The organism is Pseudomonas imperatae (assembly GCF_057128625.1).
Window position 1 is genome coordinate 1 of the sequence record NZ_JBSKHP010000009.1, and the last position, 26,203, is coordinate 26,203.

Annotated in this window: 18 protein-coding genes; 10 read left to right on the top strand and 8 right to left on the bottom strand. The window is 65.9% G+C overall.

What is annotated here, in order from left to right; genetic code table 11:
* The 3 genes from ACWKWX_RS13090 to ACWKWX_RS13100 all read right to left on the bottom strand — a co-directional run.
* On the bottom strand, positions 1-950 hold a 950-nt coding region (locus ACWKWX_RS13090), incomplete at its 3' end, for a type II secretion system F family protein (protein WP_483827957.1).
* Positions 951-953: 3 nt separating this feature from the next.
* Positions 954-2,603 carry a type II secretion system ATPase GspE gene (gene gspE, locus ACWKWX_RS13095; protein WP_416427424.1) on the bottom strand — a complete coding sequence of 550 codons (1,650 nt, stop codon included), beginning with the start codon at positions 2,601-2,603 and terminating at the stop codon, positions 954-956.
* Positions 2,604-2,727: 124 nt separating this feature from the next.
* The gene (locus tag ACWKWX_RS13100; protein WP_416425357.1) at positions 2,728-2,940 is read right to left on the bottom strand and encodes a hypothetical protein; all 213 of its coding nucleotides are present in this window, start codon (positions 2,938-2,940) and stop codon (positions 2,728-2,730) included.
* Positions 2,941-3,412: 472 nt separating this feature from the next.
* Here ACWKWX_RS13100 and ACWKWX_RS13105 point away from each other — a divergent pair, with 472 nt between their 5' ends.
* The gene (locus ACWKWX_RS13105; protein WP_473003265.1) at positions 3,413-6,187 is read left to right on the top strand and encodes a beta-glucosidase; all 2,775 of its coding nucleotides are present in this window, start codon (positions 3,413-3,415) and stop codon (positions 6,185-6,187) included.
* A 99-nt stretch (positions 6,188-6,286) separates the two neighbouring features.
* Here ACWKWX_RS13105 and adeC read toward each other — a convergent pair whose 3' ends face one another.
* Genes adeC through ACWKWX_RS13120 form a run of 3 tightly spaced genes read right to left on the bottom strand, consistent with a single transcriptional unit; the run spans position 6,287 to position 11,988 of the window.
* Entirely contained in the window at positions 6,287-7,696 is a 1,410-nt protein-coding gene (gene adeC / locus ACWKWX_RS13110) for an AdeC/AdeK/OprM family multidrug efflux complex outer membrane factor (protein WP_473003266.1), read from the bottom strand.
* Positions 7,693-10,842, bottom strand: coding sequence for an efflux RND transporter permease subunit (locus ACWKWX_RS13115; RefSeq protein ID WP_483827958.1), 3,150 nt, complete (start codon positions 10,840-10,842; stop codon positions 7,693-7,695). Before ACWKWX_RS13115 ends, adeC begins: the two co-directional genes overlap by 4 nt.
* Before the next feature lie 3 nt (positions 10,843-10,845).
* Positions 10,846-11,988, bottom strand: a complete 1,143-nt coding sequence (locus tag ACWKWX_RS13120; protein WP_483827959.1) for an efflux RND transporter periplasmic adaptor subunit — start codon at positions 11,986-11,988, stop codon at positions 10,846-10,848.
* 153 nt (positions 11,989-12,141) lie between these two features.
* On the opposite strand from ACWKWX_RS13120, the gene ACWKWX_RS13125 reads away from it, so the two are divergent.
* Positions 12,142-12,762, top strand: coding sequence for a TetR family transcriptional regulator (locus ACWKWX_RS13125; RefSeq protein WP_416425362.1), 621 nt, complete (start codon positions 12,142-12,144; stop codon positions 12,760-12,762).
* 103 nt (positions 12,763-12,865) lie between these two features.
* On the top strand, positions 12,866-13,075 hold the full coding sequence (locus tag ACWKWX_RS13130) for a hypothetical protein (RefSeq protein ID WP_473003274.1): 210 nt from the start codon (positions 12,866-12,868) through the stop codon (positions 13,073-13,075).
* 79 nt (positions 13,076-13,154) lie between these two features.
* Here ACWKWX_RS13130 and ACWKWX_RS13135 read toward each other — a convergent pair whose 3' ends face one another.
* Positions 13,155-13,697: a glutathione peroxidase gene (locus tag ACWKWX_RS13135; RefSeq protein WP_483827960.1), complete on the bottom strand. Its 543-nt coding sequence runs from the start codon at positions 13,695-13,697 to the stop codon at positions 13,155-13,157.
* Positions 13,698-13,853: 156 nt separating this feature from the next.
* On the opposite strand from ACWKWX_RS13135, the gene ACWKWX_RS13140 reads away from it, so the two are divergent.
* On the top strand, positions 13,854-14,510 hold the full coding sequence (locus ACWKWX_RS13140; RefSeq protein ID WP_483827961.1) for an ATPase: 657 nt from the start codon (positions 13,854-13,856) through the stop codon (positions 14,508-14,510).
* A 112-nt stretch (positions 14,511-14,622) separates the two neighbouring features.
* Positions 14,623-15,057: a hypothetical protein gene (locus ACWKWX_RS13145; protein ID WP_483827962.1), complete on the top strand. Its 435-nt coding sequence runs from the start codon at positions 14,623-14,625 to the stop codon at positions 15,055-15,057.
* A 3-nt stretch (positions 15,058-15,060) separates the two neighbouring features.
* Here the strand turns inward: ACWKWX_RS13145 and ACWKWX_RS13150 are convergent, their stop codons facing one another.
* Positions 15,061-15,867 (bottom strand): AraC family ligand binding domain-containing protein, encoded by an 807-nt coding sequence (locus ACWKWX_RS13150; RefSeq protein WP_473003282.1) that lies wholly within the window; start codon positions 15,865-15,867, stop codon positions 15,061-15,063.
* Positions 15,868-15,986: 119 nt separating this feature from the next.
* Between ACWKWX_RS13150 and ACWKWX_RS13155 the strand changes: the two genes are divergently transcribed.
* From ACWKWX_RS13155 to ACWKWX_RS13175, 5 genes are all read left to right on the top strand, one after another.
* On the top strand, positions 15,987-16,898 hold the full coding sequence (locus tag ACWKWX_RS13155) for a DMT family transporter (RefSeq protein WP_476301900.1): 912 nt from the start codon (positions 15,987-15,989) through the stop codon (positions 16,896-16,898).
* Positions 16,899-16,967: 69 nt separating this feature from the next.
* Complete coding sequence (locus ACWKWX_RS13160; protein ID WP_473003287.1) at positions 16,968-18,299, top strand: deoxyguanosinetriphosphate triphosphohydrolase; 1,332 nt, start codon at positions 16,968-16,970, stop codon at positions 18,297-18,299.
* A gap of 454 nt (positions 18,300-18,753) precedes the next feature.
* Positions 18,754-19,380 (top strand): response regulator, encoded by a 627-nt coding sequence (locus ACWKWX_RS13165; protein WP_473003289.1) that lies wholly within the window; start codon positions 18,754-18,756, stop codon positions 19,378-19,380.
* The gene (locus ACWKWX_RS13170; protein ID WP_483827963.1) at positions 19,377-22,946 is read left to right on the top strand and encodes a transporter substrate-binding domain-containing protein; all 3,570 of its coding nucleotides are present in this window, start codon (positions 19,377-19,379) and stop codon (positions 22,944-22,946) included. Before ACWKWX_RS13165 ends, ACWKWX_RS13170 begins: the two co-directional genes overlap by 4 nt.
* 132 nt (positions 22,947-23,078) lie before the next feature.
* Complete coding sequence (locus ACWKWX_RS13175; protein ID WP_483827964.1) at positions 23,079-26,027, top strand: HD domain-containing phosphohydrolase; 2,949 nt, start codon at positions 23,079-23,081, stop codon at positions 26,025-26,027.
* The last annotated feature ends 176 nt before the right edge of the window (positions 26,028-26,203 follow it).

Genomic DNA, 26,203 nt, shown 5'->3' on the forward strand with positions numbered 1-26,203 from the left:
AGGGTGCCGCCGCCCTTGACCCAGTCGGTGGCCTGCTCCACCTGGGCGACGATGGCGCGGTTGCTGCACACCTGGCGTACGATCAGCAGCGCCTGCAGCAGGGCCACGCCGTTGCTGAGCAAGGTGCCGAGGGTGCGCGCCAGGCGCGCGGCCTCGATGCGTTGCAGCAGCGGGCCGATGACTTTGATCTTCAGCAGGCGCAGGTCGTTGCGTTGACGGCGAGCCGGGTCGCGCAAGGCGATGGCGCTGCCCCAGATGACCACGATGATCGCGGCCAGCACCACCAAGCCCCAGGCACTCAAGAACTCGCCCATGGCCAGGATGACCTGGGTAATCAGCGGAATCGGCACGCCCAGGTCACGGAAGATCGGCACGAACTGCGGCACCACGTAGGCCAGCAGCAAGGCCAGCGAACCGAGCACACCCACCACCAGAAACGCCGGGTAGATCAGTGCGTTGATGACCTCGCCGCGCAGGGTCTGGCTGCGTTCCAGGTAGTCGCTGAGCTGCCGTAAAGTATTTTCGAGGGCACCACCGGCCTCGCCAGCGCGGACCATGCTGATGTACAGCGTGGAGAACTGCCCACCCTCTTCTTCCAAGGCCTGGGAAAGCGGCTTGCCGGCCTTGACCTGTTCGCGGATGCGTTCGATCAGGGCGCGGGCCTTGGCTTCCTGGGTCTGCTTGAGCAGGATGCCCAGCGAACGTTCCAGCGGCTGGCCGGCGCCCAGCAGGGTCGCCAGTTGTTGGGTGAAGCTGACCAGGGCCGCGCCGTTCAACGCGCCGCGGTTCAGCGCCCGGCGCAGGCCCGGCCCGCCCAGTGCTTCCACCTGCAGAATCAGCAGGCCACGTTTCTGCAGCAGCGCCACGGCGGCCTGCTGGTCGCTGGCCTCGACGCTGCCCTGCTGGCTGGCACCCTCGGCGTCGAGCGCGCGGTATTTGAAATAGGCCATGGGTTATTCGCCGCGCGTCACGCGCAGCACCTCCTCTAGCGAGGTGATGCCGGCCACCGCCTGGCGCAGGCCCTCTTCGTACAGGGTGCGCAGGCCGCCACGGCGGGCCGCCTGCTCCAACGTCGAAGCATCGGCCTGGCGCATCAGCAGGCTGCGCAGCTCTTCGTTCATCACCAGCAGTTCGGTGATGGCGCTGCGGCCGAAATAGCCGCTGCCGGTGGCGGACGCCGCAGGCTGGTAGAGGATGATCGGGCGCTGCTCGGTGAAACGGTCGAGGCCGTGTTCGGCGATCAGTTCCGGCGGCGCTTCAAAGGGAATGCGCGTGGCCGGGTCGAGGCGCCGCACCAGGCGCTGGGCGAGAATGCCCTTCACCGTCGAGGCGATCAGGTAACTCTCCACGCCCATGTCCAGCAGCCGGGTGATACTGGCCGCGGCGCTGTTGGTGTGCAGGGTCGATAGCACCAGGTGGCCGGTGAGCGAGGACTGGATGGCAATGCGGCAGGTTTCCAGGTCGCGCATCTCGCCGATCATGATCACGTCCGGGTCCTGGCGCACGATGGAGCGCAGCGCGCCGGCGAAGTCCAGGCCGATGGCCGGCTTGACCTGGATCTGGTTGATGCCTTCCAGCTGGTACTCCACCGGGTCTTCGACGGTGATGATCTTGCGCTCGGCGGTATTGAGCCGCGACAGCGCGGTGTACAGGGTGGTGGTCTTGCCCGAGCCCGTGGGCCCGGTCACCAGCAAAATGCCGTGGGGGTTTTCCAGCACGTCGAGGAAGCCTTCCAGGCGCTCGCCATCGAAGCCCAGGCTCTGGAAATCGAAGCTCACTGTCTGGCGGTCGAGCAGGCGCATCACCACCGATTCGCCGAAGCTGGTGGGCACGGTGGACACCCGCAGGTCCAGCTCCTTGCCCTGGATGCGCAGCATGATGCGGCCATCCTGGGGTAGGCGCCGCTCGGCAATGTCCAGGCGCGCCATGATCTTCACCCGGCTGATCACCGCTGCCGACGAACTGGCCGGCGGCGCCTCGGCCTCGTGCAGCACGCCGTCGATGCGGTAGCGCACCTTGAGCTGGCTTTCGAACGGCTCGATATGAATGTCGGAGGCGCGCTGTTCCACCGCGCGCTGCAGGATCAGGTTGACCAGGCGGATCACCGGCGCCTCGGACGCCAGGTCCTTGAGGTGCTCGATGTCTTCCAGCGCGCCACTGTCTTCGTCCAGGGTCTCGATCAGGCTGCCCATGGCCGAACGCCCTTGCCCGTAATACCGCTCGATCAGGCTGTCGACCTCGTTGCCCGGGCCGATGGCCAGGCGCACCGGCGCGTCGCAGGCGTGGGCCACGGCTTCGAAGGGGTACGGGTCGCCGGGGTTGGCGGTCAGCAGGTGCACGCCCGCCTCGTCCCAGGCCACCGGCACCACGCGGTAGTGGCGCAGGAAACGTTCGGTCAGTGGCGGCACGCGGTCCAGCGATGCCGGCGCCTGTTCGGCCAGCAGCAGCGGCACGTCCATCAGCGCCGACCAGGCGCGCGCCAGTTCCAGTTCCGAGACCAGGCCCAGGCGCGTCAGCAGCGCCGGCAGTTCGCTGTCGTCGTCTTCGGCGGCCAGGCGCCGGGCACGGTCGAGGTCCACCGGCTTGAGGCCGGAATGGCGCATCAGCCATTGGCAGACCAGGGCGTCGTCGGGGGCAGTGAGGGGAGTATCGGGCACGGTGCGCTACTACATGAACCGGGGAAAGGGCATCAGGCGATGCCCCTTCCGGGGTGAAGCCTGAGAAGGATCAGTTGGCGGTTTTCTTCGCCGTGGTGCTCAGCGGGCGGCCGCCCTTTTTCGATTCGTTCTTGTGCTTCTGGGTGGCCTTGGCGTCGTGGCTCTGGGTCATGACGGTGGAGTCGCTGGCGCCCGAGGCGGTGTCGGTGGCATCAGCGGCAAAGGTGGCGCCGGCGAACGACAGGCTCAGGGCGGCACAGGCGGCCGCGAAAGACAGTTTCATCACAAGTAACTCCATCAACGGGAAAGTTTGAAAGTTCAAATTGCCATCACTTTAAAGATGCCTGCGACAATAGCGCACAGCGGATGACAATTTAACTTGCGAACCCGGCACAGGGGCCAAAATTCGCTAAACCCATCGACCAGTAGGTTTTGCAAAGGTTCACACATCCGGACACAAATTCGCAAAAACACGCGAAAAAAACCTTTCGATTGACAAGTTCAGGCAACAATTGTCTTAATTTGGCCGCTTATCGCCGCCCCATCCTGGTACAAACGATAGCGTAATAATGGCACCTCCTATATAGACAGAACAAACTTTCACGATAATTAAACGTGATTGAAACATGGCCATCAGTTAGCCGTTACTGCAACTAAGCAGTTTCGGCCACGGCCAACTTTTGTCTGGAGAAAAGTACGCGGCAGCCTGCCGTGTACCGCCGCAAATGGACCACCATTGGCTGTTGGAGTAACACATGAACACACGTAGACACCTGGGTGCGCAGTCGGCGCTCGCCCTGCTGGCCCTGGCCATTTCGCAAGTGCATGCGGCCGACTCGGTTCAGCAACAACAGGCCCGGCAGCAGGCCCTGGAAGCCAAGGCCGACAAGGCGGCCCAACAGACCCTGGCGAAGATGACCCAGGAAGAGAAACTCAACTACCTGGCCGGCACCGGCGGCTGGGACCTCAAGCCCCTGACCCAGTACGGCGTGCCGGAAATCTACGGCGCCGACGGCGGCGCCGGCGTGCGCTATACCAGCAACGGCAACGACCAAGGCGTGGTCTACCCCGCCGGCCCCAACATCGCCGCCACCTGGAACCCGCGCCGGGCCATGGACTACGGCCGCGCCCTGGGCTATGACACCGCCAGCGGTGGCTACCAGTACGTCACCGGCCCGGGCATGAACCTGTACCGCACCCCGTACGGTGGCCGCGCGTTCGAATACCTGTCCGGCGAAGACCCGTTCCTGGGCGCCAGCCTGGGCCCGGCGTTGATCAACGGCATCCAGTCCCGTGGCGTGTGGGCCGAGGCCAAGCACTTCGCCGCCAACGACCAGGAAACCAACCGCTTCACCCTCAACGAGACCATCCCCGAGCGCGTGCTGCGCGAGATGACCCTGCCTACCTTCGAATCGGCGTCGAAGAACGGCAACGTGGCGATGATGATGTGCTCGTTCCAGAAGGTGAACGGTGACTACGCCTGCGAAAGCAAGCACATGATCGCCCAGATCCTGAAGAAGGAATGGGGCTACAAGGGCTTCGTGCAGAGCGACTACAACGCCATCATCACCGGGCTCACGGCCGCCAACGCCGGCACCGACCTGGACATGATGGGCTACCAGATGAACGCCACTGCCCTGACCCCATACGTGGAAAGCGGCGCGCTGAGCATGACCACCGTCGACGAAAAAGTGCGCCGCATGCTGCGCCAGGTATACCTGTTCCAGTTCGACAGCAAAACCCCGTCCACCGCCCACGACATGAACAGCGCCGCCAGCAACAAGACCGCGCTGAACGTCGCCCGCGAAGGCATCGTGCTGCTGAAGAACAAGGGCGGCCTGCTGCCGCTGGACGCCAAGAAGGTGAAGAAGATCGCCGTGGTCGGCGACCTGGCCAAGTACGCCCCGCCTACCGGTTTCGGCAGCGCCAACGTCGAGGCCACCCAGTACATCAGCGAGCTGTCGGGCATCGCCCAGACCGCGCCGAACGCCAAGGTCGAGTTCCTCGACGGCCTGTCCCTGGACCCGACCGCCTCGGTCTGGACCCACACCGACAGCAGCACCGGCAAGAGCTCCGCGGGCCTGACCGCCGAGTTCTTCACCAACGCCACCTGGTCGGGCACCGCGGCCGCCACCCGCACCGACACCCACGTGAACATGGACTGGTCCAGCGACACCGACCTGCCCACCAATGGTGACACCGCCAACACCTCCGTGCGCTGGACCGGCCAGGTCACGCCCACCACCAGCGGCGACCAGGTGTTCAAGGTGCGTGCCGACGGCGCCGTGCGCCTGTGGGTCAACGGCCAGGAGATCATCAACAACGGCGACGGCACGCACCTGCCCGACAACAGCATCCCGCCGACCATTCCGGTGTCGGGCAAGATCAAGCTGGAAGCCGGCAAGGCGTATGACGTGAAGCTCGAGTACTCGCGCCGCGACGGCTACCTGTCGACCATGGGCGGCATGGTCGGCGTGCAGATGGCCTGGGCCTCGCTGGCGGCGCCGCAGGACCTGTCCAAGTACGACGCGGTGGTGGTCGCCGTGGGCAACAGCAACGAATACGAAGGCGAAGGGTTCGACCACAGCTTCGATTTGCCCGAGTACCAGAACGAGCTGATCAACAGCATCGCCAAGGTCAACCCCAACACCGTGGTGGCCATGCACGGCGGCACCGCGCTGAAGATGGCTGACTGGGTGGACAACGTCGGCGCGGCGCTGCACGCCTTCTACCCTGGCCAGAACGGCGGCCAGGCGCTGGGCGAGATTCTGTTCGGCAAGGTCAACCCGTCGGCCAAGCTGCCGATCAGCATCGAGCGCAGCATCCAGGACAACCCGCTGTACGCGGACTTCCCGAACTACGACAACAACGGCTCGTTGACCGAGATCAGCTACAAGGACGACCTGTTCCTGGGCTACCGCGGCTACGACAAGAAGCACACGCAGCCGCTGTTCCCGTTCGGCTTCGGCCTGTCGTACACCACCTTCGGCTACAGCAACATCAAGGTCACCCCGGGGACCGCGGTGGGCAATGTGCCGATCAAGGTGTCGTTCGACCTGACCAACACCGGCAAGCGCGCCGGCGCCGAAGTGGCCGAGCTGTACGTGGGCCAGCAGCACCCGCACGTGGACCGCGCGGTGAAGGAGTTGAAGGGGTACAAGAAGGTGTTCCTGCAGCCGGGTGAGCACAAGCGCGTGACCATCGAGCTGAACGATCGCTCGCTGGCCTACTTCGATGAGAAGAGCAAGCAGTGGGTGGTCGATGCCGACACCTTCGACTTGTCGCTGGGCGCCTCGTCCCAGGACATCCGCCTGCACGCCAAGCTGGTCAACCCGTTCCGCCAGGAGCTGTCGACCACCACCAGCAACCCGCTGCCACGTGCGGCGCTGAAGGCCACGCAAGTGACCGAGTCGACCGTCAACACCGGCGGCCTGTACGACCAGGCCAGCAGTGACGACAGCGACACCAGCGACAGCGGTGACTACGGCACCACGTCGACCACCACCCAGGGGTCGGCGAGCGGTAACTGACGCTCCCCCACCCGCCTCTGACGCGGCCTGCGGCCGCTGCTACGAAGATCAGCGTTACGCCCTTCCGTAGCAGCGGCCGCAGGCCGCGTCAGGCCATGGTCACTCCTTCCAACCACCCCCCAAGGCTTTGTACAGGTTCACCTCGGCCGTCAATTGCGACAACCGATCGGTGATCGCCGACTGCTGGGCGCTGAACAGCGAGCGCTGGGCGTCGAGGAAGGTCAGGTTGCTGTCGATGCCGGTGCGGTAGCGGCGCTCGGCCAGGCGGTAGTAGTCCTGGTTGGCTTGCACCAGGTCCTTCTGCGCCTGCAACTGCTGCTTGTAGGTCTGGCGCGCGGCCAGGCCGTCGGCAACTTCCTGGAAGCCGGTCTGAATGGCTTTCTCGTAGCTGGCCACGTCCACGTCCTTCTCGATCTTCGCGTAGTCCAGGCTGGCCTTCAGGCTGCCGGCGTTGAAGATCGGAATGTTGATGCTCGGCGCGAACGTCCACGTACCCTGCCCGCCCTTGAACAGATGGCCCATGTCGGCGCTCTCCGAACCGGCACTGGCCGTGAGGGTGATGCTGGGGAAGAACGCTGCGCGCGCCGCGCCGATGTTGGCGTTGGCGGCCTTGAGGGTGTGTTCGGCCTCAAGGATATCCGGGCGCCGCTGCAACAGGTCGGACGGCAGGCCCGCCGGCACTTCGGCCACCAGGTCGTTGGCCAGCGGTTGCGCCGCCGGCAGGTTGTCCGGCAGGTGCGTGCCCAGCAGCAACACCAGGTTGTCCATGTCCTGGGCCACGGCGCGCTGGTACTTGGCCAGGCTGACCTTGGCGGTTTCCACCGAAATGCGCGCGGTGCTGACGTCCAACGCGGTGGAGATACCCACCTCGCCGCTGTGGGCGGTGAGCTTGTAGCTCTGCTCGTACGTGGCCAGGGTGTCCTGGGTCAGCTTCAGCAATTCCTTGTCCGACTCCAGGGTGAACCAGGCATTGGCGACGCTGGCCACCAGGCTGATCTGCGTGGAACGGCGACCTTCATCGCTGGCCAGGTAGGTTTCCAGGGCCTCCTTGCTGAGGCTGCGCACGCGGCCCCACAGGTCCAGTTCATAGGCGCTGACGCCGAGGGTGGCGGTGTATTCGCCGCCCACGGTGGTCTTGCCGGTGGTGCTCAGGTCAGCCGGGGTGCGCGTGCGCTCGGCGGTGCCGCCGGCGGTCACCGCCGGGAACAGGTCAGCCCGCTGGATGCGGTACTGGGCACGGTAGGCCTCGACGTTCAGGGCGGCCACGCGCAGGTCGCGGTTGTTGTCCAGGGCGGTGTGGATCACCGCCTGCAGCGCAGGGTCACGGAACACCTGTTTCCAACCCTGCTCGGCGGCGGCCTGGGCGGCCGCCTCCTGCGCCGGGGCGTAGGCCGCCCCTTGGGGGAATTGCGCGGCCACCGGGGCGGCCGGGCGGTCGTAGTGCGGGATCAGCGAGCAGCCGCCGAGCATGAACGCCGCCAGGGCCAGGCACGTCAGGGGACGGATCATTGTGCGGTCTCCTCTTCAATGGCAGGTGCGGCCTCGTCCTTGGCCTTGCGCTTGTCGCCAAACAGCGACGAGATGGTGACGAAGAACAACGGCACCCAGAACACGGCCAGGGTGGTGGCGGTGAGCATGCCGCCGATCACGCCGGTACCGATGGCGTGCTGGCTGCCGGCGCCCGCGCCGTGGGAAATGGCCAGGGGTACCACGCCGAGGATGAACGCCAGCGAGGTCATGATGATGGGCCGCAGACGGATCCGGCAGGCCTCGATGGCCGCCTCGGTGTAGCTGCGGCCCTGCTCGTGCAGTTCCTTGGCGAACTCGACGATAAGGATGGCGTTCTTCGCCGCCAGGCCGATGGTGGTCAACAGCCCCACCTGGAAGTACACGTCGTTGGACAGCCCGCGCAGGGTGGTGGCCAGCAGCGCACCGATGATCCCCAGGGGCACCACCAGCATCACCGCAATCGGGATCGACCAGCTTTCATACAGCGCCGCCAGGCACAGGAACACCATCAGCATCGAAATGGCGTACAGGGCCGGCGCCTGGGAGCCGGACAGCTTCTCTTCGTACGACAGGCCGGTCCAGGAGTAGCCGATGCCGCTTGGCAGGGTGGCGGCAATGCGCGCCACTTCGGCCATGGCCTCACCGGTACTGTGGCCCGGGGCCGGGGCACCGAGGATTTCCACCGCCGACACGCCGTTGAAGCGCGACAGCTTCGGCGAGCCATACACCCACTTGCCGCTGGCGAAGGCCGAGAACGGCACCATGGTGCCGGCGCTGTTGCGCACGTACCACTTGTTCAGGTCTTCAGGGTTCATGCGCGAGTCGGCCTTGCCCTGGATGTACACCTTCTTCACCCGGCCACGGTCGATGAAGTCGTTGACGTAGCTGCCACCGAAGGCATACGACAGGGTGTCGTTGACGTCGGCGACAGTGACGCCCAGCGCCTCGGTGCGCTCATCGTCCAGCACCAGCTGGTACTGCGGCTCGTCGTCCAGGCCGTTCGGGCGCACCTGGGACAGGATCGGGCTCTTGGCGGCGGCGGCGAGGAACTTGTTGCGCGCCTCCATCAGCTTGGCGTGGCCGACGCCGGAACGGTCCTGCAGGTACACGTCGAAGCCGGTGGCATTGCCCAGCTCCATCACCGCAGGCGGTGCGAAGGCGAACACCATGGCGTCGCGGAAGCTGGCGAAGTGTTTCTGCGCACGGGCGGCCAGGGCGCTGACGCTGTTGGAGGCGTCGCGCTGGTCCCACGGCTTGAGCATGACGAAGCCCATGCCCGAGTTCTGGCTGCGGCCGGCGAAGTTGAAGCCGGTCACGGTGAATACCGAGCTGACAGCGCCCGATTCATCCTTGAGCATGTAGTCGCGCATGCGGTCGATGACCTGCTGCGTACGCTGGGCCGGGGTGCCCGGTGGCGTGGTGACCTGGGAGAACAGCACGCCCTGGTCTTCCTCGGGCAGGAACGAGGACGGAATGCGCGTGAACAGGAAAATCATGCCGCCGACGATCAGCGCGTAGGCCAGCAGGTACGGCACCTTGTGGCGCAGGATGCTGATCACGCCCTGCTCGTAACGGTGCACGCCACGGTCGAAGGTGCGGTTGAACCAGCCGAAGAAACCGGTGGTCTTGCCGTGGCTGCCCTTGGCAATCGGCTTGAGGATGGTGGAACACAGGGCCGGGGTGAAGATCAGCGCCACCAGCACCGACAGGGCCATGGCCGAGACGATGGTGATGGAGAACTGGCGGTAGATCACGCCGGTGGAACCGCCGAAGAAGGCCATGGGCAGCAACACGGCCGACAGCACCATGGCGATCCCCACCAGGGCGCCCTGGATCTGGCCCATGGATTTTTTCGTGGCTTCTTTCGGTGACAGGCCCTCCTCGGCCATCACCCTTTCGACGTTTTCCACCACCACGATGGCGTCGTCCACCAATAGCCCGATCGCCAGCACCATGCCGAACATGGTCAGGGTGTTGATGCTGAAACCGGCGGCGGCAAGGATGCCGAAGGTGCCCAGCAGTACCACGGGCACGGCCATGGTGGTGATCAGGGTGGCGCGGATGTTCTGCAGGAACAGCAGCATCACCAGGAACACCAGGATGATGGCTTCCACCAGGGTCTCGACCACGCCGTGGATGGAGCCGGTGATCACCGGGGTGGTGTCATACGGGTACACCACCTTCACGCCTTGCGGGAAGAACGGTTGCAGCTGGTTGACGGTTTCGCGGATGGCCTTGGCGGTGTCCAGGGCGTTGGCGCCGGTGGCCAGCTTGATGGCCATGCCTGAGGCGGGCTTGCCGTTGTACTCGGAGCTGATGCTGTAGCTTTCGCCACCCAGGCCCACGTCGGCGACGTCGCCGATGCGCACTTGCGAGCCGTCGGTGTTGACCTTGAGGAGGATTTTCTTGAACTGCTCGGCGGTCTGCAGGCGGGTCTTGCCGATGATGGTGGCGTTGAGTTCCTGGTGCGCCACCGACGGCAGGCCGCCCAGTTGCCCCGAGGACACCTGCACGTTCTGGTTGGTGATGGCGGTGGAGACGTCGGCCGGGGTCAGCGCGTATTTGTTGAGCTTGGCCGGGTCGAGCCAGATGCGCATGGCGTACTGGGCACCGAACACCTGGAAGTCACCCACGCCGCTGGTGCGCGAGATCGGGTCCTGCATGTTGGAGACGATGTAGTTGGCCAGGTCATCCTTGGTCATGCTGCCATCGGTGGACACCAGGCCGATCACCATCAGGAAGTTCTTTACCCCCTTGGTCACGCGGATACCCTGGTTCTGCACTTCCTGGGGCAGCAACGGGGTGGCCAGGTTGAGCTTGTTCTGCACCTGCACCTGGGCCATGTCCGGGTTGGTGCCCTGGTTGAAGGTGGCCTCGATGGTCATCGAGCCGTCGGAGTTGCTGTCCGAGGAGATGTAGCGCAGGTTGTCGATGCCGTTGAGCTGCTGCTCGATCACCTGCACCACGGTGTCCTGCACGGTCTGCGCCGAGGCGCCCGGGTAGGTCACGGTGATGTCGATGGCCGGCGGCGCGATGCTGGGGTACTGGTTGACCGGCAGGTTGAGGATCGACAAGGCGCCGACCAGCATGATCACCAGGGCGATTACCCAGGCGAAGATGGGCCGGTCGATAAAGAATCTGGACATGGGTTACTCCCCTTTCGCCGCGACGCTGGCCTGGGCGTTCGCCGGGGCCTCGACGTTGCTGGCCGCGGTGACTTTCACCGTGTCACCCGGGTGCACGTACTGCAGGCCCTCGGTGATGATGCGGTCGCCATCGTGCAGGCCGTCCTGGATCAGCCAGTCGTTGCCGGCGGTGCGGTCCGCCTTCAGTTCACGCAGCTCGACCTTGTTGTCGGCGTTCACCACCAACGCGGTCGGCGTGCCCTTGAGGTCGTGGGTCACGCCCTGCTGTGGCGCCAGGATGGCGGTGGCAGCGACGCCGGCCTGCAGCTGCGCATGCACGAACATGCCCGGCAGCAGGGTGTGGTCGGGGTTGGCGAACTTGGCACGCAGGGTCACCGAACCGGTGCTTTCATCCACCGACACTTCGGAGAATTCCAGGGTGCCGTCCTGGTTGAAGCTGCTGCCGTCTTCCAGGGTCAGCTTGACCTTGGCGGCGTTGTCGCCGGCCTTCTGCAGTTGCCCGCTGGCCAGCTCCTTGCGCAGTTTCAGCAGGTTGGCCGAGGACTCGGTGACGTCGACGTAGATGGGGTCCAGCTGCTGGATGGTGGCCATGGCGTCGGTCTGCGCGCTGGTCACCAACGCACCTTCGGTGACGCTGGAGCGGCCGATGCGGCCATCGATCGGCGCCAGCACCTTGGTGTAGCGCATGTTGATCTGCGCGGTCATCAGCGCGGCTTCATCCTGCAGCTCGGTGGCCTTGGCGTTGTCGTATTCCTGGCGGCTGATGGCCTGCTCGGCGATCAGTTGCTGGTAGCGGTCGGCCAGGGACTTAGCCGAGGCCAGGCTGGCCTTGGCGCTGGCCAGGGTGGCCTCGTACACCGACGGGTCGATCTGGTACAGCTGCTCCCCGGCCTTGACGTCGCTGCCCTCCTTGAACAGTCGCTTGAGGATGACCCCATCAACCTGCGGGCGCACTTCGGCCACGCGGAACGCGGTGACGCGGCCGGGCACTTCGGTGGTCAGGGCGTAAGGCTGCGGGTGAAGGGTCACCACGCCGACCTGGGGCGTCTGCTGGGCGGGTGCGGCCGCCTCTTTGTTACAGCCGGCGAGCAGGCAGGCAAGGGCCGCCGCCGAGACCAGTGTGGTCACGCAAGGCTTGAGTTTCATGAAAGGTCCTCGTTGCGACTAGATAGATAGCTTGCTAACAAATATACTTACATCCATGAACGTATGTAAAGTACGAATCCGAATCAAAATCACTACAGAGCAGCGTTTTGTGTCGAAAAAACATAAAGATGCAGCGAACATGAGGAATTTTTAATGGTTCGCAAAACCCGGGAAGAAGCGCTCCTCACCCGTGCGCAGATCCTTGACGCTGCGGAATGCGTCTTCCATGAGAAAGGCCTGGCCACCACCTCGATGCTGGACATTGCCCAGCACGCGGGGCTGTCCCGCGGTGCCATCTACTGGCACTTCAAGGACAAGGCCGGCCTGGTGCAGGCCCTGCTGGATTCGCTGGACGAACCCATCGACCACCTGCTGGCTGCTTCGGCCGACACCCGCCGCGACAACCCCCTGGGTTGCCTGCGGACCCTGCTGGTGGCGCTGCTGCAGCGAGTGGCCAGCGACGCCCGGACCCAGCGGATATTTGAAATCCTATTGCACAAATGTGAACTGACTGTGGAGAGTTGCGATTTGCGTGCGCAGCGTTGCGCGCGCCAGCGCGAGGCGCAGCGCAAGCTGGAAGGGTTGCTTGAAGAGGCCAGGCTCAAGGGCCAACTGGCACCCGGCACGCCCCTGCCCCTGGCGGCCAGCAGCCTGATTGCCTGCGTGGAAGGCACCATCAGCCATTGGCTGCTCAACCCCGACAGCTACGCCTTGAAGGTGGAGGCGCCGCGGCTGGCCGATGCGATGTTGCGGCTGCTGGCACCTGCGACGTGATGTCAGGACGGTAAGCGGCGTCGTACCCAGTGCTACACGAAATTCTTGAACCCTGCGGGCTAGAGCGGTTCTCAGGGGTTGCCAGTATCACAAGGAGTGAGCGATGAACCTTCCGGCCTTTTTTCTCAATGCAGTGGTTTGCACGACGCCGGCCCACGACAATTGCATGCCTGCCCAGTTTCTGTGGATGGCGCCCAAGTTCCTCAATGACGAAGCCCGGGCGCAGAAGTGCGCGGCGCGGGCAGGCGAACTGAACAAGGCGCAGACCGACCCGACCATTTTTTACCGCTGCGACGTGCGGCGCGGCGCCTGAAGTTGTGGGAGCTGGCTTGCCAGCGAGTTTTTTTGGGCCCACCAAAAGCTCGCTGGCAAGCCAGCTCCCACAAAAAACTTCACACCGCCAACTGGGCCTCGATGGCCTGCAGCAAGCGCGGATCATCCGCCGCCACGTCCGGGGCAAAACGCCCGACCACCTCGCCCGTGCGGCTGACCAGGAACTTCTCGAAATTCCACTGCACCTCCGGCACCGGGTTCACCGGGATGCCCTTGCCGGTCAGGCGCTCGCGCCAGGGGCCCTCGCCGGTGGCAGCGGGAATGGCCTGGGTCAGCGCCTGGTACAGCGGGTGCTTGTCGTCGCCGGCCACCGAGATCTTCGAGAACAGCGGGAACTGCACGTCATAGGTCAGGCTGCAGAACGCCTTGATCTCTTCATCAGTGCCCGGCTCCTGGGCCTTGAAGTTGTTGGCGGGAAAGCCCAGCACTTCCAGGCCCTGGGCGCGGTGGGCTTCATAGAGCTTTTCCAGGCCTTCGTACTGCGGGGTCAGGCCGCACTTGGAGGCGACGTTGACCACCAGCAGCACCTTGCCGGCATAAGCCTTGAGGGTCTGTGGCTGGCCGTCGATGGTGGTGACGGGGATGGATTGAACGTTGTTCATGACAGGGCTCCTGCGACAGGTGGGCGGTGCATAGACTCTACCACTGCCACTGGCCATCATCCTGGTTGATAGCAACCATCAATAACGACATGTTCCCTGACCCGGGGATCAGGTTCACCATGATTGCACCTGATGAAGCCCTGGGAGTCACGCATCATGAAAGGTCAAAACGCTGCCCTGCTCGCCCTTGTCATCACCCTGGCCGGTTGCTCGGTCCCCGGCGCCCCGCGCTACAGTGACAACCCCGACGGCATGCTGCGACCGGCCACCCAGGTGTCCACCCTCACCCTCAAGCACTCGCAACGCGTGGCGGTGATCTTCAACGCCAACACCCAGGCCGACCTCGCCTACCTGGCAGCCTACAATGCCCAGGCCCGCAACGGCCTGGAACAGAACCAGCTGCAGGCGCCGATCCAGCAGGCCTATATCGACAGCTCCGACCCACGCCTGGCCATCGACACGGTGCGCAGTTCGCTGCAGCAACAGTTCGCCTCGGTGGCGTTCTACCCCAACCTGGATGCAGCCATGGCAGCCCGGCCGGAGGTGATCATGGTGCTGGACACCCGCAGCACCCTGGCCACCGAACGCAGCTCCGACGTGCAGGCCAGCGTGCGCGCGCAGTTCTATGACGCCAACCTCACCTACATCGGCGAGGCGCGCGGCATGGACGGCCGCAACATGACCCCGGTGTGGACCCACACCAAGCGTGCGCCGGAAATCGCCGACCAGGTGAACGCCCAGCGCCAGGTGCAGGTCAACGCGCTGCAACGCTTCGATGCCTCGCTGAAGGCGTTGGTGGCCAGCAACCCGTAGCCGCTGCCGGTCATCACCCCGGTCAATAGCGACCATTGACAATCACAGGTTCCCTGACCCGGCGATCAGGTTCACCATGGCTTCACATCCAAGCATTCCAGGAGTACATGCCATGAAAGGTCCCCTCGCCGCCCTGCTCGCCCTCGTCCTGGCCACCGGCACTGCCATGGCCGCCGACGAAGGCATGTTCAGGCCGGCGACGCAGGTGTCGAACGTGGCGTTGCAGCATTCGCAATCGGTGGGGGTGATTCTCAACGAAACCACCCAGGCCGCCCTGATGCACCACGACGTCGCTACCCGCAAGGCGTTGGAAGCGGTGCGGGGCTCGTTGCAGCAGCAGTTTGCCTCGGTGCAGTTCTACCCCAGCCTGGACCGGGTAATGATGGCCCGCCCACAGGTGATCGTGGTGCTCAAGACCGCGTCGCGCAGCGGCGGCCTGGTGCAGGCGCAGTTCTTCGACGCCAACCTGACCTATATCACTCAGCTGCACACCCCGGATGCCCAGTTCGACGCCTCGCTGAAGGCGCTGGTCGTCGCCAATCCGTAACGGCTAGGTCAGCAGCCCCGGGGCGTTGCCCTTGCGGTATTCGTCCGGGGTGGAGCCGGTCATGCGCCGGAACATGCTGATGAACGCCGAGGCGCTGCTGTAGCCCAGGTCCAGGCCGATGGCTTCCACGGTGTGGCCCTGTTCCAGTTGCGCCAGCGCCTCCACCACCTTGAGGCGCTGGCGCCATTCCGCGAACGACATCCCCAGGTCACGCTGGCAGCGCCGCACCAGCGTGCGCTCGGTGGTGTTCACCGTGCGCGCCAGTTCCGGCAGCGAGCGCGGGTCCGCCGGGTTGGCTTCCAGCGCCCGCAGCACCGGGCCCAGCAGCGCGTCGCTGGAACCGGGCAGGTAGCTGCCGGCATGGGGCGCGCGGGCCAGGCGGTCCACCAGCACCTGCAGCAGGCGCTCCTGCTCGGGGGTCTGCGGCAAGCCCGGCGGCTCATGGCGCAACTCCTCCAGCAACGCGCGAATCAGCGGCCCCAACGTCAGCGCGCAATGCCGCACCGGCATCCGCGCGCACAGCTGCGGCGCCACGTACACCGAGCAATGGCAGGCCTCGTGGCGGTTGAAGCCCATGTGCTCGACGTCCGGCGGCAGCCAGATGCCGTACTGCGGCGGCGCCAGGTAGTGGTGGTTGTCGATCTCGATTTCCATCACGCCGCTGAACGAATAGACGAACTCCCCCCAGGCGTGGCTATGCCGCGGGTAGGTGGCGTGCGCCGGCATGCACGCGGTGCGGAAAAACACCGGCGCCGGCAACGCGTAGTCGAACGGCGCCAGTTGCAGGTGTTGGGCGATGTCGCGCTTCATGGTGGCAACCTGGCAAGACGTGGCGGAGTACAGCTATAGGCTGTCAGATAAAAACTATATCAATAAAACCCGCCAGCCTCATAATGCCCACCATTACTTCCGACGACAGGGGAAACTCCATGCAACAGCGCAGCGCGCTGGATGGCCGGGCCAGCGGCATGATGCTGGTATTGTGCGCAATCTGGGGCTTGCAGCAGGTGGCCATCAAGGCGATTGCCAGCGACATCGCGCCCATCCTGCAGATTGGCGTGCGCTCCGGCGTGGCCGCGCTGCTGGTGGCCGCCGTGATGTTCTGGCGCCGCGAACAGCCCAAAGCCGGGCAGACCGCGTGGCTGCCGGGCCTGGCCATCGGCGGCCTGTTCGGCCTGGAATACCTGCTGGTGGGCGAAGGCCTGCGCCACACCAGCGCCTCGCACATGGTGATTTTCCTCTACACCTCGCCGATCTTCGCCGCCCTGGGCCTGCACTGGAAGCTGCCCGCCGAGCGCCTGAAACCGGCGCAATGGGGCGGCATCGCGGTGGCGTTCCTGGGTATCGTGGTAGCGTTCAGCGGCCATGGCGGCGCCAGCACCCTGCTCGGCGACGCCCTGGGCCTGGCCGCGGGCGCGGCCTGGGGCGCTACCACAGTGGTGGTGCGCACCACGCGGCTGTCCAGCGCGCCGGCCAGCCAGACCCTGCTTTATCAACTGGTGGGCGCCTGCGTGCTGCTGGTCGCTGCGGCACTGGTGCTGCACCAGGCCAGCGTCAATGTCACCCCCACGGTCATCGCCAACCTGACCTACCAAGTGCTGGTCATGTCATTCGCCAGCCTGCTCGCCTGGTTCTGGCTGCTGCGCAACTACCTGGCCTCGCGCCTGGGAGTGCTGGCGTTCCTCACGCCGCTGTACGGCATCGGCTTCGGCGTTTGGCTGCTGGATGAGCCGCTGGAGGCCAACTTCCTGATCGGCGCGGCGCTGGTCACCGCCGGCATCCTCTGCGTCAGCGGCTATGAGTGGTTCAGCCAGCGCCAGGCCAGGGCTGCGAAAGCCTGACACGGGGCTTGCAGCGCGCGCGATAAACCCCGAAGCTCAAGGCCAACCATGCTTTCAGGAGAAACCGCCTTGGATTGGCCTACCCTGCTCAACCGCGAACGCCTTGGCAAGATCCTCCACAGCCCCGAGGAGCTGGGCCGCAGCCCCTTCCACAAGGACCACGACCGGGTCATCTTCTCGGGCGCCTTCCGCCGCCTGGGGCGCAAGACCCAGGTGCACCCGGTCACCAGCAACGACCACATCCACACGCGCCTCACCCACTCGCTGGAAGTCAGCTGCGTGGGCCGTTCCCTGGGCATGCGCGTGGGCGAGACCCTGCGCGAGCGCCTGCCGGCCTGGTGCGAGCCCAGCGACCTAGGCATGGTGGTGCAGTCGGCGTGCCTGGCCCACGACATCGGCAACCCGCCCTTCGGCCACTCCGGCGAAGACGCCATTCGCCACTGGTTCCAGCAGGCCGCCGGGCGCGGCTGGCTGGACGGCATGACCGCGGCGCAGCAGCAGGACTTCCTCAACTTCGAAGGCAACGCCCAGGGCTTCCGCGTGCTCACCCAGCTGGAATACCACCAGTTCGACGGCGGCATGCGCCTGACCTATGCCACCCTGGGCACCTACCTCAAGTACCCCTGGACCGCGCGCCACGCCGACTCCCTGGGCTACAAGAAGCACAAGTTCGGCTGCTACCAGAGCGAACTGCCGCTGCTGGAGCAGATCGCCCACAAGCTGGGCCTGCCGCAGCTGGAAGAACAGCGCTGGGCGCGCCACCCGCTGGTGTACCTGATGGAGGCCGCGGACGACATCTGCTACGCGCTGATCGACCTGGAAGACGGCCTGGAGATGGAGCTGCTGGACTACGCCGAGGTGGAGTCGCTGCTGCTGGGGCTGGTGGGCGACGACCTGCCGGAGACCTACCGCCAGCTGGGCCGCGAGGACTCGCGCCGGCGCAAGCTGGCGATCCTGCGCGGCAAGGCCATCGAGCACCTGACCAACGCCGCCGCGCGCGCCTTCGTCGAGCAGCAGGACGCGCTGCTGGCCGGCACCCTGCACGGCGACCTGGTGGAGCACATGCATGGGCCGGCCAAGCGCTGCGTGCTCAGCGCCAAGGACATGGCGCGCAAGAAGATCTTCCAGGACAAGCGCAAGACCCTGCAGGAAATCGGCGCCTACACCACCCTGGAAATTCTCCTTAACGCCCTCTGTGGCGCAGCGCTGGAGCAGCATGGCGGCAAGACCCCGTCGTTCAAGAACCGGCGCATCCTCGACCTGCTGGGCAACAGCGCCCCCGACCCGGCGGGCTCGCTGCACGGCTCGTTCATGCGCATGATCGACTTCATCGCCGGCATGACCGACAGCTACGCCAGCGAAATGGCCCGGGAAATGACCGGCCGCTCCGCACCGCTGTAAACCTGGGGGCCCACCGTAGCAGCGGCCGCCAGGCCGCGTCACGGCCCCTGCGGTGCAACTGCGGGCGCCGGACGCCGCCTGGCGGCAGCTGCTACGGGTTGGGTGGCTCGGAAAAAGCCTACAAGACTTTCGGAATCGTCTGCTCCCCACCAACTGCCGGTTAGGGGAATAATCATCTGCACCTGTAAGGAAAGTTACCCAAACAGTGTAAGAAGCATTAAAGCCGTATATTAATTATCATCACAACCACCCCTAAATACATACTTTCAAACTGCAACAAGACGAACCAATGACGCCCTTGACACTTCACAAACTCATAAACTGGCGTATCCTAAAACTTCAATCTCTGTAGGAAATTTCCTATATAGCGCGGATGGCGTGGTTGCTTATATGCCACCCCCAGCAACTGGGCTAATGTGCGCCTTTTCTTCATCGCCTGTATGGGAAGTTATATATGAGCACTGCCTTTATAGTTGACGACCACCCGGTCATACGCCTCGCCGTTCGCTTTATCCTGGAAAAGCAGGGCTACACCGTGATCGGTGAATGCAACAACGGCGTCGATGCCATGCAGATGATCCGCGAGAACCCGCCGGACCTGATCATCCTCGACATCAGTATTCCAAGGCTGGACGGCCTTGAAGTGCTGGCGCGCTTCCAGACCATGAACATCGGCTCGCGGATCCTGGTGCTCACCGCCCAGACCCCGCCGCTGTTCACCCACCGCTGCATGCAGTCGGGGGCTGCCGGCTATGTGTGCAAGCGCGAGGCGCTGGCAGAATTGAAAAGCGCCGTGGCCGCCGTCATGACCGGGTACAGTTATTTCCCCAGCACCGTGCTCAGCTCACCCAAGGTCGAAGACGGCCAGCGCGACGAAATTGAATTATTCAAGGGGGTGAACGACCGTGAGTTGATGGTGCTGCAACTTTTTGCCCAGGGCCACTCCAACAAGGAAATCGCGAAAGGCATGTTCCTCAGCAACAAGACCGTCAGCACTTATAAAAAGCGCCTGATGCAAAAACTGCAGGTGGCCTCGCTCGTCGACCTGATCGATATTGCCAAGCGTAATTACCTGGTATGAATGCCCTGCCCCGTCGCCTGGCCGTGATCGGCATGTTGTGCTGCCTCGCCACCGGGGCTGCGGCGCAGGACACCCAACGGCTGGTGCTGCTCGATCACAATGACGTGCGCCTGGGGCCTGCGCTGCCTAACAACGAGGGGACGCCCCTGCGCCTGGGTGTGTCCGCCCCTGACTACCCACCGTTCGATATCAGCAACGCCCAGGAATACCAAGGGCTGAGCGCCGACTACGCCGCCCTGGTGGCCCAGGGCCTGCGCCGCCCGCTGACGGTGCAGCGCTACTCCAGCCGCGAGCAGGCCATCCAGGCGCTAAGCGAAGGGCGCATCGACCTGCTGGCCAGCGCCAACGGCTACGAAGCGGTCCGCAGCGGGCTGGCGCTGTCCACCGCCTACGCGCTGGACCGCCCGGTGCTGGTGACCCGCGTGGACGACGACCGCCCGCTGGACGAACAGTTGGCGGGGCGGCGCCTGAGCGTGGTCAACCACTACCTGCCGGCCAGCTACATCCAGGCGCATTACCCCAAGGCCCAGGTGCAGTATTTCCCCTCCTACCAGAACGCCCTGAACGCGGTGTCGTTCGAGCAGGCGGACGTGTTCCTGGGCGATACCATCTCCACCCACTACCAGATGGACCAGGGGCTGCTGAACAACCTGCGCATGGCCAACTTCAGCCGCGACGAACCCACGGGCTTCAGCTTCGCCTTGCGCGGCAACGACCAAACGCTGCGAAACCAGGTCAACAGCGCCCTGGCCGCCATCAGCCTGGAGCAGCGCCAAAGCATCTTCCAGCGCTGGAGCGGAGCCAGCGACCTGCTGCTCACCGACCGCAAGCTGCAGCTCAGCCCCCGCGAGGAGCGCTGGCTGGCGGCCCACCCCAGCGTGCGGGTGGTGGTGGATGAATCCTTCGCACCGCTGACCTTTTTCGACCGCCACGGCAACCTGCGCGGCATCAGCGCCGACGTCCTGGAACTGATCCGCCTGCGCACCGGGATGCAGTTCGAGATCCAGCGTGCCACCGGCGTGGGTGACATGCTCGAGCGGGTGCGCCAGGGCCGCGCCGACATCATCGCCGCCATCATCCCCAGTGACGAGCGCGAGCAGGCCGTGCAGTTCAGCCGTCCGTACCTGAGCAATTCCTATGTGCTGGTGACGCCCGCCAATGCCAAGGGCCCCTTTGAGCTGGGCGCCTTCACCGGGCGCCTGGCCATTACCCGCGGCAACCCGCTGGTGCCCTGGCTGCGCCAGCATTACCCGCAGGCCAGCCTGGTGCAGACCGACGACGCCTTTAGCAGCCTCGACCTGCTGGCCCAGGGGCAGGCCGAGGCCGCGGTCAGCGCCCTGGTGGTGGCCCGTCACCTGCTGGCCTCGCCGCTGTTTCAGGACCGCCTGGCCATGCGCAGCACCGTCGGCACGGTGCCCGCCACCTTCAGCCTGGCTACGGCACTGGACGCGCACGAACTGGGCAGCATCCTCGACAAGGCCCTGCTGGGCATCGGCCCGGCGGAGATGACCGCCATCACCGCGCGCTGGCGCAACGCGCAGCCGGCCGGCAATGGCTACTGGCGCAACTACCACCGCCTGATCCTGCAGATTGTCGCGGCGGCGGGCGGGCTGCTGGCCCTGTCCCTGCTGTGGATTCTCTACATGCGCCGGCAGATCCGCCAGCGCGTGGCCGCCGAACGGGCCCTGGGCGACCAGTTCCAGTTCATGCGCGCGCTGGTCGACGGCACCCCGCACCCCATCTACGTGCGCGACCGCGACGGGCGCCTGCTCAGTTGCAACGACAGCTACCTGCAGACCTTCGACGCCCGGCGTGAAGACGTCATCGGCAAGACCGTGGAGCAAGGCGTGCTGCTGGACGCCGAGCAGGCCAGGGCCTACCAGCTCGACTACCTGCAGGTGATGGCCCAGGGCGAGCCGCTGCTGATGGACCGGCCGCTACGCCTGGGCGAACGCACCCTGAGCATCTACCACTGGATACTGCCGTACCGCGATTCGGCAGGCCAGGTACAAGGCGTGATCGGCGGCTGGATAGACATCAGCGAGCGCCGCCAACTGCTCGACGACCTGAGCCAGGCCAAGGACCAGGCCGACCAGGCCAACCGTGCCAAGAGCACCTTCCTGACCACCATGAGCCACGAGATCCGCACGCCCATGAACGCCCTGATCGGCATGCTGGAGCTGGCGTTGCGCCGCGCCGAGCACCACCAGCTGGACCGCGGCGCCATCGAGGTGGCCTATGGTTCGGCCCGTGACCTGCTGGCGTTGATCGGCGACATTCTCGACGTGTCGCGCATCGAGGCCGGGCACCTGGAGCTCAACCTTGCGCGCGCCCAGCCCATGCGCCTGGTCAGCGACGTGGCGCGGGTGTTCGAGGGCCTGGCACGCGACAAGGGCCTGCAACTGCTGGTGCAGGTGCCGGCGGGCGAGCAACCGGACGTCACCCTTGACCCACTGCGCTTCAAGCAGGTGCTGTCGAACCTGGTGAGCAACGCCATCAAATTCACCGACCGTGGCCAGGTGACCATCGACCTGCGCATGGACCCCGGCCCCCGCCCCGGCACCCGCCAGGTGCAGGTGCTGGTCAGCGACACCGGCATCGGCATCGCCGCCGCCGACCTGGAGCGGCTGTTCCAGCCCTTCGTGCAGGTGGACCCCGGCAGCCGCCGGGCCCGCAGCGGCACCGGCCTGGGGCTGATGATCAGCAAGAGCCTCGGCGAGCTGATGGGCGCCAGCCTCACCCTCGACAGCCAGCCAGGCCAGGGCACCCAGGTGCGCCTGACCCTGGTGGCCGAACAGCTGCCCGCGCTGGCCAGCGCCCCGGCACCTACCCCGGCACCGGCCGCCCAACTGCACGGCCTGCGCGTGCTGGTGGTGGACGACCACCCCGCCAACCGCCTGCTGATGACCCAGCAGCTGGACTTCCTGGGCCTGAGCGCCACCACCGCCGACAACGGCGAAGCCGGCCTGCAGGCCGCCCTGGCCAGCGCGTTCGACGTGCTGCTGGTGGACTGCAACATGCCCGGCATGGACGGCTACGAGCTGACCCGGCGCCTGCGCCAGCACGAGCAGAGCCACGGCCAGCACCCGCGGGTGATCCTGGGCTACACCGCCAGCGCCCAGCACCAGGAGCGCGAACGCTGCCTGGCCGCCGGCATGGATGACTGCCTGTTCAAGCCCATCAGCCTCACCGACCTTTCCCACGCACTGGAAACCATGACCGTGAACGCCCGAGACCACATCATCGACCTGAGCCAACTGGCTTCCCTGACTGGCGGCGACCCTGCCATGGAGCGGCGCCTGCTCGAGCAGGTGCGGCGCAGCTGCATCGACGACCGCGAGGCCCTGCTGGCCGCCAAGGGCAACGCCGCGCTGTTCGACCTGGCGCACCGCATCAAGGGCGCCGCGCGAATTGTTGCCGCCAGCGCCCTCACCCAGGCCTGCGAAGCCCTGGAAGCGGCGTGCAAGCACCGCGACCCGCACGTTTCGCCGAACCAGGTGATACGGGCCATGGACATGCTCGAAAAGGCCCTCGCGCACCATTTGGCCAACCCGTCACAGCGCTGACGCGCCGGGCTTGTAAAGCGTTATCCGGTTCGCCATTATCGGCTCGCAAGGGCTGCGGTGATCAGGCTCTGCACACCGCCGTGCCTCGGCTGCCGGGCACGCGGTGCACGCATCCTCAAGGAGTGATTCATGATGCCCAGGCTCACAGACCGCCGCTTCCCGCTGCACGTGCACATCAGCGCCATGTTCACCCTGCTGCTGGTGCTGACCGGCACCGTGCTGGGCCTGTTCAACTACCGGCAAACCTCGCAGATCATCCTGGCCAGCAGCCAGGCGCTGTTCTCGCGCATCGACCAGGACGTGCGCCTGGACATCGACCACACCTACCTGCCGATCCGCCACCTGCTCAGCCTGCTGGCCCTCAACGACGCGGCGCAGACGCCTACCCTGGAACAGCGCCTGGCCCTGCTCGAGCCCATGGCCCAGTCGCTGGTCGACAACCCCAACCTGGCGTCGCTGTACCTCGGCTACGGCAACGGTGACTTCTTCATGGTGCGGCCGCTGCGCACCGACACCCTGCGCCAGCACTTCGCCGCCCCGCCCGACGCCCTGTACCAGGTGTGGAGCATCGAGCACGACGGCACCGGCGCCACCCACTCGCAGTCACTGATGTTCGACCGCGCGCTGAACCTGATCAGCCGCCACGACATCGCCGACGACCCCTACGACCCGCGCAGCCGCGACTGGTTTGGCCGGGCGCTGACCGACCGCGCGCAGATCACCACCGACCCCTACGTGTTTTTCTCCAGCCACGCCGTGGGCACCACCCTGGCGCTGCGGGTCAACGACCACGCGGTGATCGGCGCCGACCTGACCCTGGACGACCTCAGCGCCACCCTGGCCAAGCACCGGGTCACGCCGCACACCCAGATCGCGCTGTTCGACCATGAAGGCAACGCCGTCGCCTACCCCGACAACCAGCGCCTGATCACCCAGAGCGGCACCGCCCAGCTGGTCAAGGTCGCCGACCTGGACCCGGCCCTGGCGGCGCTGCTGGCCAACGGCAGCGGCACCGGCAACCGCCTGCACGCCAGTGGCCGCGACTGGGTGGTGGCGCGCAGCAGCATCGACCAAGGTGCGCCCGACGGCCTGCAACTGGCCCTGCTGGTGCCCGAGGACGAGCTGCTGGCCGACGCCTATCGCCTGCGCTGGCAGGGCGCGCTGGTGACCCTGACGATTCTGCTGCTGTGCCTGCCGGTGGGCTGGCTGACCTCGCGGTTGCTGGTGAAACCGCTGTACGCGCTGGTCAAGGAAGCCGACGCCATCCGCCGTTTCGATTTCAAGCGCCCACCGCCGCGCCGCTCGCCAGTGCTGGAGGTGGACCAGCTGACCGATTCCATGCACCGCATGAAGCAGACCCTGGCCAGCTTCTTCGAGATCACCGCCAGCCTGTCCGCCGAGACCCGCTTCGAGCCGCTGCTCAAGCGCGTGCTGCAGGAAACCGTGAGCCTGAGCAGCGCCCAGGCCGGCATCATCTACCTGTATGACAACGCCAGCGGCGAGGTGCGCCCCAGCGGCCTGATCATCAACGACAAGCGCCGCAACCTGGCCAACTACGGCCTCGGCGCCCACGCCCTTGCCGCCGACGACACCCCCGAATGGCTGCGCACCCTGGGCAGCGAGCGCGACAGCGTGGTGACCTCCATCGGCTTCGACCAGGCCGGCGAGCTCAAGCAGGTCATGCTCAAGCTCGACAGCCCGCGCCTGGACCTGATCAGCGTGCGCCTGCACAACCGCCGCGGCGAGACCATCGGCGTGCTGGTGCTGCTGCACCGCGACACCGGCAGCCGCAGCGACCTGGCCAAGTTCAGCCCCGACCGCATCGCCTTCATCCAGGCCGTGTCGGGGGTGGCCGCCGCCAGCATCGAGGGCCAGCGCCAGCAGGTGCACCAGCAGCAGTTGCTCGACGCGTTCATCCAGATCATCGCCGGCGCCATCGACGCCAAGAGCCCCTACACCGGCGGCCACTGCCAGCGCGTGCCGGTGCTGACCAAGATGCTCGCCCGCGCCGCCGCCGACAGCCAGGCCGAGCCGTTCGCCGCCTACCAGCCCAGCGAGGAAGAGTGGGAGGCGCTGCACATCGCCGCCTGGCTGCACGACTGCGGCAAGGTCACCACGCCCGAGTACGTGGTGGACAAGGCCACCAAGCTGGAGACCCTGTACGACCGCATCCACGAGATCCGCACCCGCTTCGAGGTGCTCAAGCGCGATGCCTGGATCAGCTACTGGCAGCAACGCGCCGAGGGCGGCGACGAACCCGCGCTGGCCAGCGCCCGCGACGCCGAGCTGCAGGCGCTGGACGACGACTTCGCCTTCGTCGCCCGCTGCAACCTGGGCGGTGAGTTCATGGACGCCGCCAGCCTGGAACGCCTGGCGCGCATCGCCCAGCGCAGCTGGTTGCGCACCCTGGACGACCGCCTGGGCGTGTCCTGGGAAGAAAACCACCGCCAGGCGCGCAGCCCGGCGCCTGTGCTGCCGGTACGCGAGACGCTGCTGGCCGACCGCCCCGAGCACCTGTTCGAGCGCCCGGAAAGCGAACGCATGCCCGCCGACAACCCCTGGGGCTTCAACATGCAGGTGCCGGCCTACAAGTTCAACCGCGGCGAACTGTACAACCTGAGCATCGGTCGCGGCACGCTGACTGCCGAGGAGCGCTACATCATCAACCACCACATGGTGCAGACCATCCTCATGCTCGGCCGCCTGCCCTTCCCCAGCCACCTGCAGCACGTGGTGGAAATGGCCGGCGGGCACCACGAGAAAATGGACGGCAGCGGCTACCCGCGCGGCCTCACCCGCGAGCAGATGAGCCTGCCGGCGCGGGTCATGGCCATCGCCGACATCTTCGAAGCCCTGACCGCGGCCGACCGCCCCTACAAAAAGGGCAAGACCCTGGGCGAGGCGCTGAACATCATGGCCTTCATGTGCCGCGACGCGCACATCGACCCGGAGCTGTTCGAGCTGTTCCTGCGCAGCGGCGTGTACCTGGACTACGCCCGCGAATACCTGCCGGCGCAGCAGCTGGACAGCGTCGACATCGAGCAGATCTTGGCCAAGGCCGCGTCCAAGGCGCCGCGGTGAATCCGGACGCCGCCTGCGGCAGCTGCTACGCAAAACGCCTGGAGCAGCGGCCGCAGGCCGCGTCCAAGACGCTGCGGTGAACCCGGACGCCGCCTGCGGCAGCTGCTACGCAAAACTCCTGTAGCAGCGGCCGCAGGCCGCGTCCAAGGCGCTGCGGTGAACCCGGACGCCGCCTG

Excerpts from the sequence above, each read along its gene's own strand:
- ACWKWX_RS13105 (WP_473003265.1), top strand. The coding sequence starts at position 3,413 with ATGAACACACGTAGACACCTGGGTGCGCAGTCGGCGCTCGCCCTGCTG.
- ACWKWX_RS13140 (WP_483827961.1), top strand. The coding sequence starts at position 13,854 with ATGAAAGGTCAAAACGCTGCCCTGCTCGCCCTTGTCATCACCCTGGCC.
- ACWKWX_RS13165 (WP_473003289.1), top strand. The coding sequence starts at position 18,754 with ATGAGCACTGCCTTTATAGTTGACGACCACCCGGTCATACGCCTCGCC.
- ACWKWX_RS13150 (WP_473003282.1), bottom strand. The coding sequence starts at position 15,867 with ATGAAGCGCGACATCGCCCAACACCTGCAACTGGCGCCGTTCGACTAC.
- gspE (WP_416427424.1), bottom strand. The coding sequence starts at position 2,603 with ATGCGCCATTCCGGCCTCAAGCCGGTGGACCTCGACCGTGCCCGGCGC.
- ACWKWX_RS13100 (WP_416425357.1), bottom strand. The coding sequence starts at position 2,940 with ATGAAACTGTCTTTCGCGGCCGCCTGTGCCGCCCTGAGCCTGTCGTTC.
- ACWKWX_RS13115 (WP_483827958.1), bottom strand. The coding sequence starts at position 10,842 with ATGTCCAGATTCTTTATCGACCGGCCCATCTTCGCCTGGGTAATCGCC.
- adeC (WP_473003266.1), bottom strand. The coding sequence starts at position 7,696 with ATGATCCGTCCCCTGACGTGCCTGGCCCTGGCGGCGTTCATGCTCGGC.
- ACWKWX_RS13170 (WP_483827963.1), top strand. The coding sequence starts at position 19,377 with ATGAATGCCCTGCCCCGTCGCCTGGCCGTGATCGGCATGTTGTGCTGC.
- ACWKWX_RS13120 (WP_483827959.1), bottom strand. The coding sequence starts at position 11,988 with ATGAAACTCAAGCCTTGCGTGACCACACTGGTCTCGGCGGCGGCCCTT.
- ACWKWX_RS13155 (WP_476301900.1), top strand. The coding sequence starts at position 15,987 with ATGCAACAGCGCAGCGCGCTGGATGGCCGGGCCAGCGGCATGATGCTG.
- ACWKWX_RS13145 (WP_483827962.1), top strand. The coding sequence starts at position 14,623 with ATGAAAGGTCCCCTCGCCGCCCTGCTCGCCCTCGTCCTGGCCACCGGC.
- ACWKWX_RS13130 (WP_473003274.1), top strand. The coding sequence starts at position 12,866 with ATGAACCTTCCGGCCTTTTTTCTCAATGCAGTGGTTTGCACGACGCCG.
- ACWKWX_RS13135 (WP_483827960.1), bottom strand. The coding sequence starts at position 13,697 with ATGAACAACGTTCAATCCATCCCCGTCACCACCATCGACGGCCAGCCA.
- ACWKWX_RS13125 (WP_416425362.1), top strand. The coding sequence starts at position 12,142 with ATGGTTCGCAAAACCCGGGAAGAAGCGCTCCTCACCCGTGCGCAGATC.
- ACWKWX_RS13175 (WP_483827964.1), top strand. The coding sequence starts at position 23,079 with ATGCCCAGGCTCACAGACCGCCGCTTCCCGCTGCACGTGCACATCAGC.